The sequence below is a fragment of the Leifsonia xyli genome (assembly GCA_001647635.1).
GTDB lineage: Bacteria > Actinomycetota > Actinomycetes > Actinomycetales > Microbacteriaceae > Leifsonia > Leifsonia xyli_A.
Map to the genome: position 1 here is coordinate 1,267,852 of CP014761.1, position 18,594 is coordinate 1,286,445.

The window sequence follows — 18,594 nt, forward strand, 5'->3', positions numbered from 1 at the left end:
GTTCACGACACGCAGGAGCAGGCCACTTCGTCGACGCCGCGTCAAAGATGCGGCGGCAAACCTCAAATCCGCGAGGCCGAGCTCGGCTGATCGTCGGGTCTTGCACGGCTTCGAGTCAGTGCCCGGCCTCCATCTTCGACCAGGCAAATCGTGTGCGCGCTCGCCTATTCGACCCGAATTCACCTACAGGACCGGACGTCGGACCACAACCTCACCTCCGCCCCGAGGATCAAAGTCGCCCAAGTAGGCCGATTGGGCTGTCAGAAGACGCCCGTCTAGCAGACGCGCTGGCCGATTCGCGGAGTGGACCAAGGATCCAGCAGAGCGGGCCTAAACCGCAGAACGAACGAGGGTGGGACGAAGGGAGGCCGTAAGCACGAGACGAAGACAGACGGATCAAGAAGGACGGATGGACCAAGGGAATAGGAATTAGGAATAGACCCAATTCAGTAGACGTAGAGGATCACAGGCCAGGAGAGACTACGGCCAAGAGCGAATGCACGTAGGCACTTAAGTGGAATGGCCTCCGCAGGCCCGGTTCAACACGGGTGCAGCGTCAACCTGGTTGCGGCCATCTGATCGGCACGTGGAGTCGACCGATCGTGTTCGACGGCATCCATCCGTGTGGCAGAAGGCGTCTACTTCTGGCTGAATCGGCCCATGCAATGTCTGTCAGCACTGGGACCGCGTCGTTACCCGAGTCGACGATGGGGGTACATCTGTGTCCTCACGGGCCACGAGGCAAGGTCGCCGCACTCGGCGCAGCCCCTTGAGATTTGAGGGCCTTTCCGCCGCCCGATCGTAGCTCCCTCCCGGTGCTCCGTGCCGGACTTTCGCGGCGTATCCTCCTCCGCTTCGCTCCCCGGTACTCCACGGTCCCGGCACTACGCACCTCCCACTCGCTCTCGATCACCCGCCGGAAAGGCACTCAAAAGCGATCGACCATAGGAGTGAGCGAGATGCGGGTATTCATCGTCGACACCAGCAGCATGGCACCGGAACTGCACGGCGGACTCATCGGGATGGAGGGCTCCACGGACCCGACGCCGGCCGAGAAGCAGGAGTGCGTGGAGACCGTCAGTCGCTACGCAATGGACGGGTGGGCCATCGCCGCCGACCCGCGCACCCCGATCGGATGGCTCGCCGCGCTTACCGCCGAGACTGCGTGCGTTCCTTTCATCAACCTCACCCGACTCATCGTCTGAAAGTGCAAGCCTCAGCCAGTTCGCGTCAGTGTCGTCGGGTAGACGCACGATCGTGACGCCGTCGCCCAACACGAATCAAAGGTCCGCCCGATGCCCGCCACCAATCTTGCTTCAATTACGCGACGGGAAAAGCCCCCGCTAGGGCGCGGAACATCCGATGCACGACGTCCGCATCAACCGGACCTGGTGCGGCAATCTCGGAGGCCATCTTCTTCGGCCAGAGAACACGGACACCGGAAATGCTGAAGTCGCCGCCGAACAGCGGCCAATCTGCTTCCACGAAGCAGAGCATTCCTACGACTGGTACGTCTCCTAGATCCGCTGCAGCCAGAGCGGCGCGTACCTTGTTCACCTGCGCCTTGACTCCGTCGACAAGCTTCGTCTGGTCGCGCGAACCCACCATGAGTCTCTCTACGCGAGGACGAAAGAACCCACCGTCAATGCGAAGACTCGGCCGGCCCTTGTACTTCTTCGCGTCAATCACGAACACGCCAGACGACGCGACCACGAGGTGGTCGATGTTCGCTCTCGTCGGCGGAATGCGGCGGTCGTGGAGCACAAGCGTTGAGTCGTTGACGAGTCCGTCGAGGCGACGGCCGAGCACTACTTCGCCGGCGGCACCCGTCGCCCATGCCTTGGTGCTCTGCGGCTCATCAGTGATCGCGAGGAGGAAACCGCCGACACGCGGATGTGCCTCACGGACACGCTCCTCACGATTGCGCTTTCGGCGCTCGAACTCTCGCTCAGCGGAAGCGCCGGCCGACCCTGCATCAGCAAAGGGCGTTTCGGAGTAGCTGAAAGAATGGGGGCTTTGAGTATCGCTCGGAGACGCCTGAGTCGGCTCTGCAGCAGAGGCGGGCGCCAGACCTTCGGGCCACTGCGTTCTGAAGCAAGGCAAACACTCGACACTCTTCGGATCGCGAAAATAGACCGCGCGAGTCCCGGCCGCAAGAACGACTCCACACGCGCGGCATCGGCCCTCGTACCGAAGAGACATCTCCCTGTACGCGGCGATCGGATCCGAGCTCATCAAGCGTCCCATCAGTCAGCCGTACACATCGACGCTATTGGTCGAGACGGTTCGCTGCTTATCCCCAGTTCGGGCGCCCAACACAGCGTCGGGCGCGTCGAAGCGAGCATCGCCATGACATCGATAGGGTCAAGCCGTGCAAGCGAATACATACCCGCTGAGCCAGATTTTGCTCCCTGATCGGCGGTACCTAATTCCCACCTTTCAACGAGACTACGAGTGGACGCGCGAGGGGCAGTGGGAGCTGCTCTTTGAAGACCTTGAGGCCACCTCCGATCGGCTCCTGGACGTGCGAACGAGCGGACTTAGCGGGCCGGAATTACTGGGCAAGGAGGCCCTGGTCTCGCCTCATTTTCTTGGGGCCGTGGTCGTCGCGACGGTGCTTTCGCCTACTGGTGGCATCACACTGCGATCAGTGATCGATGGTCAGCAGAGGCTGACCACAACTCAACTACTGGTGCGTGGTGTCTTGGATATTCTCACGGAGCAGGGCTCTCCGAAGCAGCATCAGCTGCGCGACATGGTTCATAACAAGCACTATCTCGTCGTGGCCGCAGAGGACAAGTTCAAACTTTGGCCTCGCCGTAACGATCGAAAGATCTGGCCAACGGCCATGGAAGACGCCGCTCCCGCATATTCGCAACAGGATCACCTTTATCTTCAAGCGCGCGCCTTCTTCGCTCAGAAAGCACGGGACTACGTCACGGTGGACGACGTGGTCGAACGGATCCGACTCGATGCGCTCGCGGACTCGCTATCAACGCTGTTCAAACTCGTGGTCATAGATCTCGACGACAATGACGACGCGCAAGTCATCTTCGAGGTACTGAACGGTCGCCAGACTCCGCTCTCAGCAATTGACCTCGTGAAGAACTTGCTGTTCTTGCGGGGAGAGCTCGCGTCTGATGACGTCGAGACGCTGTACGACAGGTATTGGGCGCACTTCGACGAGGCCTGGTGGAAAGAAGAAGTCGGAAGGGGGCACGCGCAGCGTGGACGGCGCGACGTGCTCCTATCCGTGTGGCTCACGGCGGTTACCGGGAAAGAGGCGAGCGTGAGCCATCTCTACGCCGAGGCTCGTTCCTACCTTTCAGACGGACCGTCCACCCAGGAAGTGTTGGAGCAACTCGCCGCGTATGCCTCGGCGTATGAAGCGATCTACGCACACATCAACGTTCCTCAGAAGGACCTACGGCTTGCTTACGAACGAATCCGCCAGCTCGAGATAACTACTGCCGTACCGTTGCTCGCTTGGCTCCGCACCCTGCCCGAGGAGGCGTTGAGTTCGTCGGACCATGTGAGGGCCGTTCGGGCTATCGAATCCTGGGCGTTGAGACGGGCGTTCCTCGGCCTCCAGACGCGTGGTTACGGCACTTACCTAACGCGTGTTCTCAGCGCGGCAAAGGCTGCATCCGAGGCCAGAACGAATGTGGCGGATGCCGTGATCGAGTCACTTACACGAGGTGCGCTCACCTGGCCAACAGACCGGGACGTAAGCGAAGCGTTCCACAGTAACCGGTACTACGGCTATATAGGACAGGCCAGGCTCGCCCTGCTTCTCTCAGCGATCGATACTCATCTAAGAGCTGATGATCCGCATCAGCCAGCCGCGAGCATCGACTACTCGTCGTTGCAAATCGAACATGTGATGCCGCAATCCTGGGAAGAGCACTGGCCAATTCTCATCGACAACCGGGCTGCCGCACGCGACGAGAGCGATCCAGTATGGATCAACGCGAGCGAGGAACGAAACCGCGCCGTCAACCGCATCGGCAACCTCACACTGGTCACAGGTTCGTTCAACGGCCACCTGTCAAATAGTGGATGGGATACCAAACGGTCAGAGTTCGCCAAGCAGCACACGCTCGTGATCAACTTCTCCATTGCGGATGCCGCGACATGGGACGAGGGCCATATCGCCCGACGCGCGGCAGGGCTAGCCCTCGCGGCGACCGAGATCTGGCCTTCAGCTGAACAATTGAGGTCGAGCCACGTCAGCTAGAACTTCGCGCACGAAATTTAGTCATAGAAGAGCATGCGACCGGCACCGAGCGCCATGCGAGCCAATGGGAGCGTGCCACCTATTGGGGCGAGTAATGCATGCATTGGGCGTGAAACCATCGCTCAGTGTCCCTCCGAATTCGCCGAACGTCTCAACGCAGTTCCGACGCGAACTGGGGACCTTCGCTGCTGGGCCAGCGAGTCACGAAGTGTCACAGCTGGAATCTCGCGATACATGAGGACACGCTGCGGCTTGCCCTGAACGATGCGAGCGAGGAAATCTCGATCTCTGGCATCACGGGCGTCACGTCGACCAAGGGGTTCGCCTGGTCCACCATCGACATCGCGCACCCACGACGTCGGATCCGACTCCGCGGCATCCCTAATCGACAAGCGCATTCACTCACAGAGACACTTAATGCCGCTCGCGCCGCACTTGAGTATCGACGACTCGTCGCCGCCCTCACGACAGAGTTCGATGCAGCTCTCGAATCCCTTCAGGCTTGGAATGTGGCGCTTCGTGCCGCCATTGCCGAGACCTTGGTCGAACAGGGATGGCTGACGACTGAGTTCTTCGCGAGCTGGTCCCTTCGAAAGCGAGAACTCGCACTGAGCTGGCTACTTCACCATCCGGTCGTGGCAGACGAGATCCTGCGACCTGACCACCAAGAAAGCCTCGCTGCGTGGCACCAGGATCTCGGTCTCTTGATCGCGAGTGCGAACGAAACGCACCTGCGCGAGCAAGCCGAGACTAACCGCGACTTCTTCCAGTCAATCGAGAAATCCCCTCTCACAGATGAACAGACCCGCGCAGTAATTACGCACGACAATCGTGTACTCGTGATCGCCTCCGCCGGCTCGGGAAAGACCTCGACGATGGTCGCCAAAGCGGGTTACGCAATCAAGAGGCAGCTCACCGATCCGGACAAGATCCTGATGCTCGCGTTCAACGCTTCCGCCGCAGAGGAGCTGCAGGATCGGGTCAGGGAACGACTCACTCCACTAGGCCTGGACGCGAGCAAGGTCATTGCTCGCACCTTCCACTCGTTTGCACTCACGGTGATTGGCCAAGCGACTGGACACAAGCCCTCGGCGGCGCCTTGGCTAACCAACGGAGACGACATCCGACAACTCGGCCGCATTGTCGACAAACTTCGCCGAACCGATTATGGCTTTCGCGCCAGTTGGGACTTCTTCCAGACTGTGCTCGCACGCGACTACGTCCGAGTAAGTTCACGCCCAACCGATGAGATCGATGACGGGCCAAACCTTCGCACAGCGAAGGGCGAACTCGTCAAAAGCGTAGGCGAGAGAATCATCGCGGACTGGCTCTACCTCAACGGCGTCGAGTACGTCTACGAGCACCGATACCCGATCGAAACAGCGGATCCGGAACACGGTCAGTACCACCCCGACTTCTACTATCCGCAGATCGATGCGTACCACGAGCACTGGGCCCTGAACGCAGACGGCACGTCCGACTTCGAAGGCTATGTGGAATCGATGGAGTGGAAGCGCGACCTCCACCGAGCCAGTGGAACTGTGCTGCTTGAGACGACAATGGCCGAGCTTTGGGCTGGGCAAGCCCTTGGCTCGCTGGCCCAACAACTCACGGATCGCGGAATCCATCTCGATCCAAGGCCGGAACGCTTCAATACGATCAGGACACCGGTCGAGAACGAACAACTGTTGCGCACCTTCCGAGCTTTCCTCTCACACTCGAAAAGCAACCGGCTCAGTGACGAACAACTCGAGGCGCGCCTGCATGCCGATAAGGACGGCGCGGTCCGATTCCGAGACCAAGCATTTGTCCGCCTCTTCATCGCGATTCGACGCGAATGGAATGAGGCTCTCCAAAGCGTGGGCGCGATCGACTTCGACGACATGCTCAACATGGCCATTGACCATCTACAAGCAGGCGATTGGATCAGCCCCTTCGAACTAGTGATGGTCGACGAATTCCAAGACGCCAGCCTCGCCCGGGTACGCATGGCCAATGCACTAGTCAATCGACCCGGCCGTCACCTATTCGCTGTGGGCGATGACTGGCAATCAATCAACCGTTTCGCTGGAGCAGACCCTTCAGCCATGACCAAATTTCACGAGCACTTCGGTGCGGCACAGGTCCTCAAACTCGAAAGGACGTTCCGATTCCCGCAGTCGCTCGCCGATGTCTCGAGCTCATTCGTTCTGAGAAACCCGGACCAGCTTGCCAAAACGGTCCGATCCTCGACCGAGGAGTTTCCTCACTCGGTGCGCATCGTCACGCTCGACGGCGCTAGGAATGATGCGTTAGAAGCCGCCAAGCGCAAGGCAATCCGCTACTTCCTGAAGACCCTGCACGACGAGCTCCTGGCCGGCGAAGTCGCCAACGCAGCTGGGAGGAAGATCAGCGTGTTCGTCCTCGGCCGGTACCAGCATCAGAAGAATCTGATTCCGGACTGGCGCGATCTCTCTTCCGAACTAGATGTTCGGTTCATGACCGCCCACGCCTCCAAAGGTACAGAGGCGGACTATGTCATCGTCCCGGACGTGGTCTCTGGGCGGTGGGGGTTCCCCAGCACAATCCAAGACGACCCGGTTCTTCGAATCGCGATGCCAGATCCCGAAGACTTCCCCTACGCCGAAGAACGCCGACTGTTCTACGTGGCGCTCACCCGCGCTCGACGGCAAGCACTCATCTTGACCACAACCGGCCGCGAATCGCACTTCGTCCTCGAACTCATACGCGACAACCGGCTCGTGCGCACGAATGCCATTGGCGAACCGCTCGAAACAATAGTCTGCCCCGAATGTGGTCGCGGGATCATGACCCTCAGGGACGGAAAACGAGGGGCATTCTTGGGCTGCACGAGATACCCGCGATGCAAATCGACGGCCCCGCGACCGTGAAGACATGAGCTCTTGAGCTGTTCGCTGAGGCGACGAGGTGGATTCCGACCGGCGGCGGCGCGTAGCCTTCGCCAAACCTCGGGTCTTGCGGCGTTAGCGGCCCCTCTTGTGCGTGATCGCGACGTCGATCTCACCGTCGTCCGCGGGCATCTCCGGGAAATTGGGGCGCGTCGGCTTAGTCCACGGGAGGCTGCGCGCTTCGGCAACGTAATCCCGCGGCACGCGCCTGTCTCGGCGCGCTCCGGCGCGGCCGCACACCCGGGCGATTGGCGCCTCAGAGTCGAAGGGTGGGACCGCATCGCGTGGTCACGACGCTGCCGGTTTCCCACGAGTTTTGGATTTGCGCGCCAAAACCACATTAGTAACACAACGTGTAGGTATGAGGGCATTGGTTTCGGAAGCACCCCGCCGACACAGCTCGCGGGGCGAGCCGCCGGTCGGCCGCGGCGAGAGCCGACCGTGGGGCACGAGACGCAGGGGCACGCAGGATGCGCGCACCGCAGGGGTCTCGGATTCCCCGCGTGCCGGTAAATGCAGTTCGCCCCGCCGACTAAATCACCTGCCGGATCCGCTCTATCACTATTCGCCCGGGACAGAGCGATCTGCCGGAAAAGGGCGATTGCGCGCCGCCTGCGCGCCAAAACGAGCAGAAAACCGGAAGTAATAAGTAGAAGGACACATCCAACAAAGGGAAAGACCGCCCAGTTTTCGGGAGTCTCAGATGCAGTGTGAGGGAGGTGTGTGCAGGTGCGAGGCGGAGTAGCCAGATGGAAGCGGGGACAGCAGTCCCACGGAGTCAAGCAAGCCGTCAACTACGCCTTCACCGGTGTCTGTGACGCCACGCTCACCGCCAAAACCGCTGACGGTGTCATCGCCGCCATCGGCTACGCCGACGCGGTCATGACCCGGTACATCGTCGAGAACGGCAACATCCGCGACGACCTCCTCACCAAGGGCCTCCTTAAGGACTGGGTCGACGGACTCGACCCCCTCACCGGGGAACGGCGCGGCCGTGACCTGGAGTCTCCAGTGGCGGATCTGATTCTGGATGCGACGATCAACGCGCCGAAGTCGTTCTCGATCGCCGCCATGCTCGACCCTGAGTTGGCTGCTGCGTATGAGGACCTCCAAGACCGGCTCCGCGACCGGATCGTGAGGCTGTGGCAGTCCGAGCTCAACGCCCGCCGTGGCAAGGGCGGCGCGATCCGCGAGGATCTGGCCCGGATCGAGGTCGTCGAGCTTCGGCATGAACGGTCCCGCTCTTTGGATCCGCACAAGCACCGTCACCTCTGGCTGAATGTCAAAGTCCAAGGGTGCGACGGCAAGTGGTCGAACGTCGACACCCGGGTGGCGTTGCGGTTCCAGAACGTGATCAACGCCGAAGGCGACCTCGCCTCCCGCACCGACCCCACCTGGATCAGTGTTCTCGCCGCCAAAGGGTTCACGCTCAACGAGGACGGGGAGATCTCCCAACTTCAGCACCTGGTGCGGCCGTTGTCGAAGCGGTCCGCGCAGATCGAAGCCAACAAGATCGCCCGAACCGCGTGGTGGAAGCAGCAGCACCCGGGCCAGGAGCCTTCGCACGATGTGCTGAATCAGATCGACCGGTGGGCGTGGGCTGTCGGCCGACCCAACAAGCCTCGCGACCTGGACGAAGACGGGTGGGCCGCGCTTGTCCGGGGAGAACTCCACACGGCCGACCCTGCGCTCGGCATGCCGCGTTCTCCGGCGCGGCTTCCTTCTGTCGCCGTCCAGGATCTCGACCTCGAGTTGTTGGCGGCCAAGGCTGTTGTCGACGCGGACGCTCGCTCGACCGGTAGTAGTGGTCGTTTCAGCATGATGGATGTGCGGGCCGGTGCGCTCCGCGCGATCGCCGCGACCGGTGTAGTCGCCGACCGGGACGCCCTCGCCAAGCTCGCGGAGGAAGTCGTGGCGCGTTCGCACACGGTGACGTTGATCTCGGAGCCGGATGCGCCGAAGCACGTCAAACACCTCATGGCGGTTTCCACCGCCACGCTGAAGGCCACCCTCGCCCGCAAGGTCGACGCATTCTCCGCGCCGGGACAGATCCTTGACGCAGACGACGTCGCTGCGATCGCTCAGGTGATTGAGCCCGATCGGACACTCGATGAGGAACAGCTCGCGGGTGCGGCCGCGATCGGTGGCACGTCCCGCAACGTCGTCATCTCCGGACCGGCCGGCACAGGTAAGACCACGATGCTCATAGTCGCAGGCGCTGCTCTTCGGCGACGCGGCCACAACATGATCATCGTCGCGCCAACCAAGAAAGCCTCCGCCGTCGCCGGACGCGAAACAAGGAGCGCGTCGTCGTCCCTCCACCAATTTCTCTACGATTACGGATGGCGGTGGGAGGCCACCGCGTCGGGCGCAACTGAGTGGCGGCGGCTCTCGATCGGCGAGCTGGACCCGGCCGATGGCGGCAGCTATCTCGGCCCGCGACTCAGCGTCCGCCCCGGGGATCGTATCGTCGTCGACGAGGCCGGCATGCTTGACCTCGAGGCCGCCTCCGCGCTGCTCGATGTCATACGGGACACCGGGGTGGGCGTTGCATTGGTCGGAGACCAGCAACAAGCCCTGCCAGTCGGGCACTCGGGCGCCATGGCACTCTTCTGGCGCCGCTCCCCAGACCGGGTGGAGCTCGCGACCACCCACCGTTTCAACGATCCGGTGTGGGCGGAGCTCGCGCATCGGCTCCGGGACCCTCAAGCCGACGATGAGATGTTCGAGGTCGCCGAAGACCTCATTCGAACTGATCACGTCCTGCTGACCGCTAGCGATCACGCCGCTCGCGAGGCGATGGTCGAAGGATGGTTCGAGGCCGAGCGCGATCGCGAGACGATCGCGCTCGTTACGGCAACGCACGCCGAAGCTCAGGAGATCAGCGAAGCGATCCAACGACGCCGGATCGAGTCCGGGGCCGTGCGCCCTGGGCGTGCATTTTCCGGACAGTCGGGTCAGGCGATCTTCGTCGGTGACGTTGTCCAGACCCGCCGCAACGACACTTCTGCGGATGTCCAGAACCGCCAGAACTGGATCGTGAAGACGATCGGCAACGACCATGCGATCCTGGCAGCGAGCACCGACACGACGGATTTAAGGAGAGTCCGCCTCGACTACGCCGCATCCCACATCCATCTCGCCTACGCCACAACGGTCTACGGCGTTCAGGGCGAGACGACGGATCGTGCCCTCGTTGGACCAGGTGTCGACGCTGCCGGTCTCTACGTCGGCCTCACTCGAGGAAGGCAGCACAACGCCGCGGTGCTTGTGGCTCCGACCACGGACTCCGCGAAGGCCCAGCTGGTCGAGACGATGCAACGCCATGATTTGGAAGAGACGATGGAGAAGTCGCGGGCGGCAGCGCTGACGGAACTCCGTCGGGCTGCCCAGGCGTCTGCTGGACCGATCCTCGGTACGCCGAATGGTCAACTCACGTCGGCCGGCCTCAAGTGATCATGCTGCTAGATCTGCCGGGCGTGGGCCCATGCGAACAGTTCGCGGCCCAGCAAATTTACGCCATCGAGCGTGCCACCTCGAGGATCGAACCCGAAGATCGCGATTCCAAGTTCATCGGCCCTCACCCTTGCGGCAGGAAGCACGCCATGACGAGCGAAGATCAGCCCCCGACGACCGTCGGCAGCGACCACCGCAGCCGCATGCTCAACCTGAACGATCTGCAGGTTCCCTCGCTTGTTCTCGACCCAGCCGAGATAGCCGGACGCATACAGGTCGCAAAGCTGGCGCGGCTCACCGGCTGCGACGACGGCGTCTGTGGCACCGAGGTAGCGCATCCAATCCCTGCACAGCTCGACGGCTTCATCGTCCGTCGCTCCGCGCGGTCGTGGTTCAGGCGTCTTGCTCACAGGTCCAGAGTGCACCCATCCTCAGATGGTCGGCGAGCTCGCTTGCCGTCGTCCGCGCGATCCGGCCTCGTCGGTGGCAAGAGTTAGGTTCTGGAAGTGGGAAGCATCGACGCTTACGAGTCGGCCAAAGGCCGGCGCTATCGCGTGCGCTGGCGCGACCCCGAACACCAGCAACGCGAGAAGCGCGGGTTCCGCACCAAACGCGAAGCGGAGCTCTACAACGCGACGGTCGAAGTAGCGATGATGAAGGGGACCTACTTCGAAGCGTCTCAATCCAAGATCACTGTCGGTGAGCTCGCCGAGGAATGGCTCGCTAACAAGGAGCAAGCCCTCAAACCCTCCAGCTTCTCCCCCATCCGCATCGCCTGGCGCGTCTACGTCGAGCCGCGCTGGGCGGCGACACCAATCGGGGCGATTCGCCCCTCCGCGGTCGAGAAGTGGATCCGAGAGCTGAGCCAGGGCAAAGCTGTAACTGTGCGGGTCCGCGTGGGCAATGCCGGCAAGCCCCGATCAGCCGGCGTCGTCCTGCGCGCGGTGGGAATCCTCGCCGGGATCCTCGACGTCGCGGTGCGTGACGGCAGGATTCCGGCGAACCCGGCTCGGGGTGCGAGCAATCTCCCGCGTAAGGGAACCAAGAAGCGTCGCCGTTATCTCACCAACGAGGAGGTCTTTCGCTTCGCACGAGCGGTGCCCGATGACAAGCGCAGCGTTCTCGTGTTGACGCTGGCCTACACCGGCATCCGATGGGGCGAAGCTGTCGCGCTCACCGTGAACGACATCGACCTTGAACGTTGCCGTCTGGCCATCCACCAGACCGCGACAGAAGTGGACGGCCTCATCCACGTCGGACCGCCAAAGAGTTGGGAGGCTCGTTCGGTACCTTTCCCGGCCTTTCTGGCACCTCGCCTCGAGGCGCTCATCGCTGGGAAAAAGCGAAACGACCTTGTGTTTCCCGCGCGCGCTGGCGGGTACCTTGCGCGACCAGACACCGCCTGGAACCGGCAATCCTGGTGGCTGACCGCCCTGCGCGAGGCGGAACTCGCGCACATGACTCCGCACGACCTCAAGCACACCGCTGCGAGCTTGGCCGTGAGTGCCGGCGCCAACGTCAAAGCCCTTCAGCGCATGCTTGGGCACAAGTCGGCGGCGATGACCCTCGATACCTACGCCGATCTCTTCGAGGACGACCTAGCTGAGGTCGCTAGCCGGCTGAATCAACGCGCCCTTGAAGAGAGCAACGGATATCTCTGGCAATCTTGAATGTCCAGGTCGTTGAAAGCTTAAGCTCCCTATTTTTGGGCGCGGTGGCTAGACAGCGAGCTGGAAGTGACGCCTAAAGGGAAAACCAGCGCTGCGACTCTGCAAGAGCGGCAAGCGGTTCGAGAGCCTTGGGGCGCCTCGGTATCAGCGATGTCATGGCGCCGCTAGGTAGCCACGCGATCATTTCCTCACTGAGATCAATCGTGTCTGTTAGTGAGAGCCGCCGATAGCTTGTCGCCCTGACACCGGATTTTGACAACTGGACCATCTCCGCTAGCTCATGTGGCGATGGCGTCCACGCGGAGGCTTGCACCATTACTCCGATATCTGCCGGTAGCTCACGGTCACGGATTGCTCTAGCGAGTTTGTTTCGCCCGTACGCGTTTGGGTCAGCTTCGAGACCAAGGTAAAGGCCGGCGGTCGTCGACGTTGTGGCGTTCGCGATTCCTACCAATTGTTGAAGGTCCAGCTTTCGCGTATGCGAGGCAAGCGCTCGAAGCGTCTCGATCGCCCGCACGACGCGGTTGATTCCGCCTTCGTCCATAAGGGCCGTCAAGTCCGCCATCGCCGTCAGCATCGCCATGTCCGGCTGAGGGGCAAATAGGACTGCCGCCGCGATTTCGAATTCGGCTTCATCAGGTGTCGCGTTCAGGATGTGGTGTTTCCACCACGATAGGTTCACCCTATTTGCCCGGATCTCGCGCACGACAGCGCCGATGTCGAAATCCGTCTGCTCCTCGCCTCCGGGGATTTCGAACGCTGTATAGAACTTCGCATTTGGGAGTCCTGATGCGACCAAACACAGCTCTCGAGCCAACCATGATTCTTTGTCGAGCGTGAGAAGCTCCTGCGCTATATCAATCCAGAATGCCGTCGACATGTCGTTCGCAGCAGCCTTCACGAGACCGTGCAGAACGCGATCCAACGACGGAAATTGAACTTGCAGATCTTCGATCCGCTGGCGAATGCCGCCAATACTGAGGTGACCGGTGGGGGGCCCGACGAGCAATCGCCCGTTTGGTGCATTCAAGAAACTGTCGAGCGCAAGCAGGTGACACAACAGCAATGCGTTTGGGGCGCTGTCGGGCTGAGGCAGACGGTGACCATACCCGCGCAACAGAGAAGCCACCAGCTCGGAGTCACCGAATATTCCGATCGCGGACCGCGATTGAGAGCGGATTACTAGCCGAGGGTGCTGGCAAATCGAACGAGTGCTCTCGTCGTCAAACTCGACATTGTCCTCGATCGGCAATTCAAGATGTGGGCGGATATCGAGCCACTGCATGACGTTCTGACCGTCCGCAGAAATCGATTCCTCCCACCACGCGAGGAGCCGCTCGGAATCGATCTGCTTGGCGAGCAACTGCGCCGCGTCTTGCGCAAGGGGCGACGTTGGCGCGGCGTGAACGTGCGACCCGAGCACAACTAGCAGCTGTTCGCCCAAGACGTCTCCGAGGTGGTGAGTGCGGGCCCAGCCGGCGGGGTCCCGCGCAAAAACGCGGACCCAGCGGGCGTTAAAGATCGACCGCAATGCCGATAGCTGAAGCGTAGGCAATGAATTGAGAACACCATCAGAGAGCAACGCAAGAAGAGATGCTTGGACAGCCAGTGAATCCTGATAACGCGATTGCTCGGGCATCTCCGTCAACGTCGCCGCGAGAGCGCGCCGTTCCCCGGAGGTAAAAGTTCCAACGAAGAACAACATGACGTTCATCCAGAAGGGTCGCTCAGCGAGTTGGACGAGGCGATCAATCTTGTCTGCGCCGCCATACAGCTCACGTATGGCCGCGGTGTCTGCAATGTAGCGCGCGGCGAAGTATTCACGAATCGGCTGCACTTCAAATTCATAAGTGCCTTGAACGCGACTTACCAGGACCCATACCCGCTCGCGCAAGGCGTAGAAGAGCGAATCAATGGCACGCAAATCCTGCTCTCGCTCGATAAGGTACTCAGCCAGCAGTTGGCGCAGCTCCTTCCGGGTGATCTGGCTACTAGCCAGACTGACTTCACTCAACGAGTGAAGATGCCAGCCCAGGTAAGCCGTAACTTCCTCGATCAGCTTCCGATGTTTACGCACGTCGGCCGATTTACTTTCCCGGTCCAGATAGCGCTCCATGTATGCGGAAAAAAGCTCATATCTGTTGGCAGGCAAATACCCGGATCGGGTCCATAAAAGGTAAAACAGGATGCTCAGCTGCATTGCGTTCGATGTCAAGGGACGCGCGTGTGGGGACTCTAGCGCTCGGGAAAATGCGACCCGAAGGTCCTCAGCCTCTTCAGCATCCAATTGCATTTGCGTGACCCAGCGCGCGCGATATTCTTCAGCGCGTTCCGGCGGCAGTGGTTGCAGCTCGACCAGTTTGTATGACCGCAGAACGGGTAATTCAATGGACCCCTGGGTGGGGCGACTCGTAAGGACAGTCACGTTGGCCCGGCTGATGCCACCAAGACGCGAAGTCGCGGTTTCAAGCCTCCTGAGGATCCGCTTCTGGTTACTCGGGGCGATTTCGTCCAGCCCGTCGAGCACCAAAAACGTTGGCAGTCTTCGGAAGATGGAGTGCACGTCGCCGACCGAGATGTTGAGCCCGCCGCTGCCCTTGTCGAGCATTGCCGCAAGGTACTGGTCGAGAGTGCGTGCGGAATCTGGCTCTGGATGGCTCGATTGCCACTTCACGAATGTCGGGATGTCTACCTTAAACGGAAATCGCTTTGCGCGCGGCATCAGGGCTGGCCCAGCATGAGTGAAGAATTGCTGGTCGCCGACCAAGGCGGCCCGGAAAGCTTGGACGCAAAACTGGGTTACCGTCGACTTTCCATCGCCCGGCCCACCAGAGAGCAACACCTTCCCGTCGCTAAGGCTCATTAGGTATTCGGCAGCATTGCCGCGCCGCGATTCGACGGGTGGATCCACGAAGAGTTTCTCGACATCCGAACGACCAATCGCTGCCTGTTTGAATTTGATCTTCGACTCTTCCGCTTCGGCCAATAGGCCATGCGTTACGGGAGCTAGGATTTCGCGCAGACGCTCAAGTTCGCGATCGACCCGCCCCCCTGTTAGGACGGCACGCATTGCGTCCTGCCCCACGAGTATTTCGGGATATGCGAGCTTCAAAGAGTCAGGGCGCAGGTCGATATGCCGGTCAAGATCGTCACGCCACCAACAGATGAGTTCGATGCCTAGTTCTTTCTCCGCCTCTTGCAAAAGGGCGAATGCGTCGTCTATGGTTCCGCGATCCGGGTGCGCGGTCCCACGGGTGTTCGTGATCAGGATGTACTTGAGTGCGCCGGATTCGCGCAACCTAATGATGTTTTGCCGCTCCCTGGCTAGGACCTCTCTCACCCAGGTTCGAGCGGAGCGATCGGGCTGAGAGGACCACTTCATTTGAAAGATCGTCGCTTTGTGCGGCCACGCCGCATCGCGCCCACCGTCGGACTGATTGGCGGGGTAGACGACAGTCCGAGGATCCATGTCCACAAGTACCGCCTGGCAAAGCTCCTGGAAGCGCTGCGGTGACATGTCCTCATATCGATAGGGCATCTGACTCTCCTCACGTCCAACGCCATGTGACCAGGGTCGCGCAGATCCAGTAGCTTTGATCGACACGTGCATAGTATCCGTCAGCGGTAACGCCCCGTCGGATCAGCCGTTTCGGCCGAACACGCGCAAGACGACGCGCCGCCTAGCGGGGTACCGCCACGAAGTCCGCTAGCGTTCTTGTGAGCGAAACAAAGCCACTCGATTTCTTAGGGGCAGGGATGGCGCAGTACGGTGCGGCTCGGGGAAAAAAGGACCGAGTTCGGACGATCAACTTTTACGAGATCGTCAAGTGGGTAAATCGATCCTCGAACGAGCGACTTCCGCATTCGGACTGGGACGAAATTCTCAGCGGTCTCGACGGGGTAAAGCTGAGTGACCGGATTTGGGAAGGACCGGACAGGACGCTTATCGGCGAAGTCCTGAGGGTGGACGGTCAGCGTCACTTGAAGCTGATGCTCGTCCGGGATCAAGACGCTTGGCTCGAAATCTACAACCCCGACGCCGAGTCAATAGCCGAGCTAAACCTAGGCGACGCTGAGCAACTTCTCGAAACCACCATCGTGGCATTCCTTGGCTTCGGAAACGTCATAGGCCTGATTCAAGGATCGACTTCCGCGCCGACGCCTACAGCATTTGAGGAGTGGCTCAACGGCTTGGAGCTCGTTGAGGAAAATGTAACTTTGACCACTCAGCCGATGGTTTCGCACGACGCGCAGCAGCTGATTCGCAGGTCCACCGAGCTGTCCGAGATGTCGGTCAAGGTTCACACAAACCGAGCGGAAGCTCTTGATGCGCGCGGATCGGGACTAGCCGGAATTTTGCGTTCCGTGCGTTCGGAGTACGGCCCGATGGTAGTGACCGTGACTCTTCAACCTGGCCGTGCCAAGGATCAAGTCGAAGGACGACGAGCCGTGCGCGACGAAGGTGTCATCATCGCCGACGCGGCGGCTGCCGGCGAGGTGCAGGGCGCGAAGGCGAAACTCATTTACATCGAACCTGATGACTCGCGGCATACGGAAGACATCGACTTCGCAAAGCAACGTATCACCGCGAAGCGAAACATCCCCACAACGTCTCAAGATGGAAGCCCGATCCGGAATGAAAGCGCAGTCCGCGCCATCTTGCAGGTCGCCCGGGAAAATGAAGATGAGCTTCGTGCAATAGCCGACACCAAAAAGTAGTTACGCGAGTCGGTGGCTGGGTGGAAAATCCAAAGAAGTGATGCTGCGATCGGTGGGAGGCGGAATGAACACGAATCGACACAGTCGCCTCTCACAACTTCGCGATTTCTGGCTCGATCATCTCTGGTGTGATCTCGTCCTTGGGGCCGTCTTGGCCACGATCCATCTGTTGCTGGTGTTGATCTGGCCTTCCATGGATGTGCTGGGCAACGCCGCCCCCGCCGATCGGCGAGCTGCCTACACCTCTGTGGCGGTCGTGGTATCCCTTCTCGCATCCTTCAGTGCGGTAGCAATCGGTCAACTTAGCTCCGCAAAGGGTGCGCGCGCCGATGCGCTTAGAAATCAAGGCGGCGTGATGTTGGCGAAGAACTGGAGAAGTATCTTCTGGGCGGGCCTTGCGACCGCTGGCGTCTCGATTGCGGCTCTGTTGCTAGACCCGTCTCGCCACACGAATAGCGCGGTCCCGGTAGTTGTTAGGTGGGTGTTCGAGTTCGCGTTGCTCGTGGCCGTGGTGAAGTTCGCCCGACTGAGTACGCTCTTCAATGAGGTTTTGTCGATTGCTGCTCTGAGTGCGGCCGACGAAGACGAGACACCTGGTGCATCCAAACTAACTGCGGCAAAGCGATGGAAAGACAAGCAAGCCTCGTAGCCGCTCAATGCGCGGACCGTGCCGGGATGCGTTATGCAAGTCGCATAGCGTTGGGCGAGGTCGGCTATTCCCGAAGCGGTGACGCCTACGACAGCTCCAAAAACGACGGCGAAGACGAAGACTATGCCGCCCCAGGCAGCTTTGCCGAGCCAGCTGACTCCGGGAAGTAGGGCGTTGTCCGATGCCCGGATCGCGGAAGACGGACTAAACCAAAGGGCCACTAAGCCGGGCCAAGCAGGCGGCAGCAGAACCAGCACTCCGGCGCCAGCGACTACTAGTGCAATCGGTGATGACTTAAGGCTTGTATCCAGTGCACCGGTCGCCACAGCGGGAGCGAAAGAAACCGCGTAGACGGTGCATAGGCTATAGAACAGCCCTGCCACAACGTCTCTCCAAGTGAGCCGCTTCGGGCCGGCGGGAGCCACAGCCGATCGCATTTCTCGCATCTTTTAGGTTGCCTCGGCATTCCGGGTCGAGTGAGTCACGACCCCCAGCTCGCGACGCTACTCCTCCGGGCGCCACCGAACTGAGCAACGCGCGCCATGAGAAACAACGACATGCGATATGCGCTGCGGATCGGTCGCGATCAGCCTGCGTGGGCTCAATACAGCAGTAATGGAGCCGTCCATGTTTGACTCGGACCGACGCTTCTGCGCGGTGGCGTGGATCTTCGGAACTAGCCAGCTATGGCAGCCCCTCCGCTCGCCTACGGCAATCACATGCGACTGATCGAGGCGCCCTGAGTTGTCTAAAGGGCCCTTCTTAGAATTCATCCGGCATGGGTGTGGGCAAATTGTGGGCAAAAGCGAAATCCGCGACTTCTGACTCCTCCGGAAATTTGCCCTGACCTGCAATTTCACCGCAGCAATAAAGTGCCCCTGGAGGGACTCGAACCCCCAACCGTTTCCTTAGGACGGAACTGCTCTTCCATTGAGCTACAGAGGCTGGCCCAGC

General features: G+C 60.8%; 8 protein-coding genes, 1 tRNA gene and 1 pseudogene. 5 read left to right on the top strand and 5 right to left on the bottom strand.

The annotated features are described in order from the left end of the window. Window positions 1-959: 959 nt before the first annotated feature. Entirely contained in the window at window positions 960-1,205 is a 246-nt protein-coding gene (locus A0130_06190; protein ANF31312.1) for a hypothetical protein, read from the top strand. A gap of 193 nt (window positions 1,206-1,398) precedes the next feature. Here the strand turns inward: A0130_06190 and A0130_06195 are convergent. Beyond that, window positions 1,399-2,202 (bottom strand): annotated as a pseudogene (locus A0130_06195) (NERD domain protein). Window positions 2,203-2,371: 169 nt separating this feature from the next. On the opposite strand from A0130_06195, the gene A0130_06200 reads away from it, so the two are divergent. The 3 genes from A0130_06200 to A0130_06210 all read left to right on the top strand — a co-directional run bounded on the left by A0130_06200 (window position 2,372) and on the right by A0130_06210 (window position 10,602). Next, window positions 2,372-4,237, top strand: coding sequence for a hypothetical protein (locus A0130_06200; GenBank protein ID ANF31313.1), 1,866 nt, complete (start codon window positions 2,372-2,374; stop codon window positions 4,235-4,237). Between the two features lie 137 nt (window positions 4,238-4,374). Then, on the top strand, window positions 4,375-7,128 hold the full coding sequence (locus A0130_06205) for a hypothetical protein (protein ID ANF33319.1): 2,754 nt from the start codon (window positions 4,375-4,377) through the stop codon (window positions 7,126-7,128). 747 nt (window positions 7,129-7,875) lie between these two features. After that, complete coding sequence (locus A0130_06210; GenBank protein ID ANF33320.1) at window positions 7,876-10,602, top strand: hypothetical protein; 2,727 nt, start codon at window positions 7,876-7,878, stop codon at window positions 10,600-10,602. A gap of 8 nt (window positions 10,603-10,610) precedes the next feature. On the opposite strand, the gene A0130_06215 is transcribed toward A0130_06210, so the two are convergent. Next, window positions 10,611-10,940 carry a hypothetical protein gene (locus A0130_06215; protein ID ANF31314.1) on the bottom strand — a complete coding sequence of 110 codons (330 nt, stop codon included), beginning with the start codon at window positions 10,938-10,940 and terminating at the stop codon, window positions 10,611-10,613. Between the two features lie 168 nt (window positions 10,941-11,108). On the opposite strand from A0130_06215, the gene A0130_06220 reads away from it, so the two are divergent. Next, the gene (locus A0130_06220; GenBank protein ID ANF31315.1) at window positions 11,109-12,272 is read left to right on the top strand and encodes an integrase; all 1,164 of its coding nucleotides are present in this window, start codon (window positions 11,109-11,111) and stop codon (window positions 12,270-12,272) included. A 73-nt stretch (window positions 12,273-12,345) separates the two neighbouring features. Here A0130_06220 and A0130_06225 read toward each other — a convergent pair whose 3' ends face one another. The 3 genes from A0130_06225 to A0130_06235 all read right to left on the bottom strand — a co-directional run bounded on the left by A0130_06225 (window position 12,346) and on the right by A0130_06235 (window position 18,585). Continuing rightward, window positions 12,346-14,472 carry a hypothetical protein gene (locus tag A0130_06225; protein ID ANF31316.1) on the bottom strand — a complete coding sequence of 709 codons (2,127 nt, stop codon included), beginning with the start codon at window positions 14,470-14,472 and terminating at the stop codon, window positions 12,346-12,348. A 2,144-nt stretch (window positions 14,473-16,616) separates the two neighbouring features. Continuing rightward, window positions 16,617-16,823 (bottom strand): hypothetical protein, encoded by a 207-nt coding sequence (locus tag A0130_06230; protein ANF31317.1) that lies wholly within the window; start codon window positions 16,821-16,823, stop codon window positions 16,617-16,619. A gap of 1,690 nt (window positions 16,824-18,513) precedes the next feature. Further along, window positions 18,514-18,585, bottom strand: a tRNA-Arg gene (locus A0130_06235). Window positions 18,586-18,594: the final 9 nt, after the last annotated feature.

Excerpts from the sequence above, each read along its gene's own strand:
- A0130_06190 (ANF31312.1), top strand. The coding sequence starts at position 960 with ATGCGGGTATTCATCGTCGACACCAGCAGCATGGCACCGGAACTGCAC.
- A0130_06215 (ANF31314.1), bottom strand. The coding sequence starts at position 10,940 with ATGCGCTACCTCGGTGCCACAGACGCCGTCGTCGCAGCCGGTGAGCCG.
- A0130_06225 (ANF31316.1), bottom strand. The coding sequence starts at position 14,472 with ATGCAGCTGAGCATCCTGTTTTACCTTTTATGGACCCGATCCGGGTAT.
- A0130_06230 (ANF31317.1), bottom strand. The coding sequence starts at position 16,823 with ATGCCGCGAGTCATCAGGTTCGATGTAAATGAGTTTCGCCTTCGCGCC.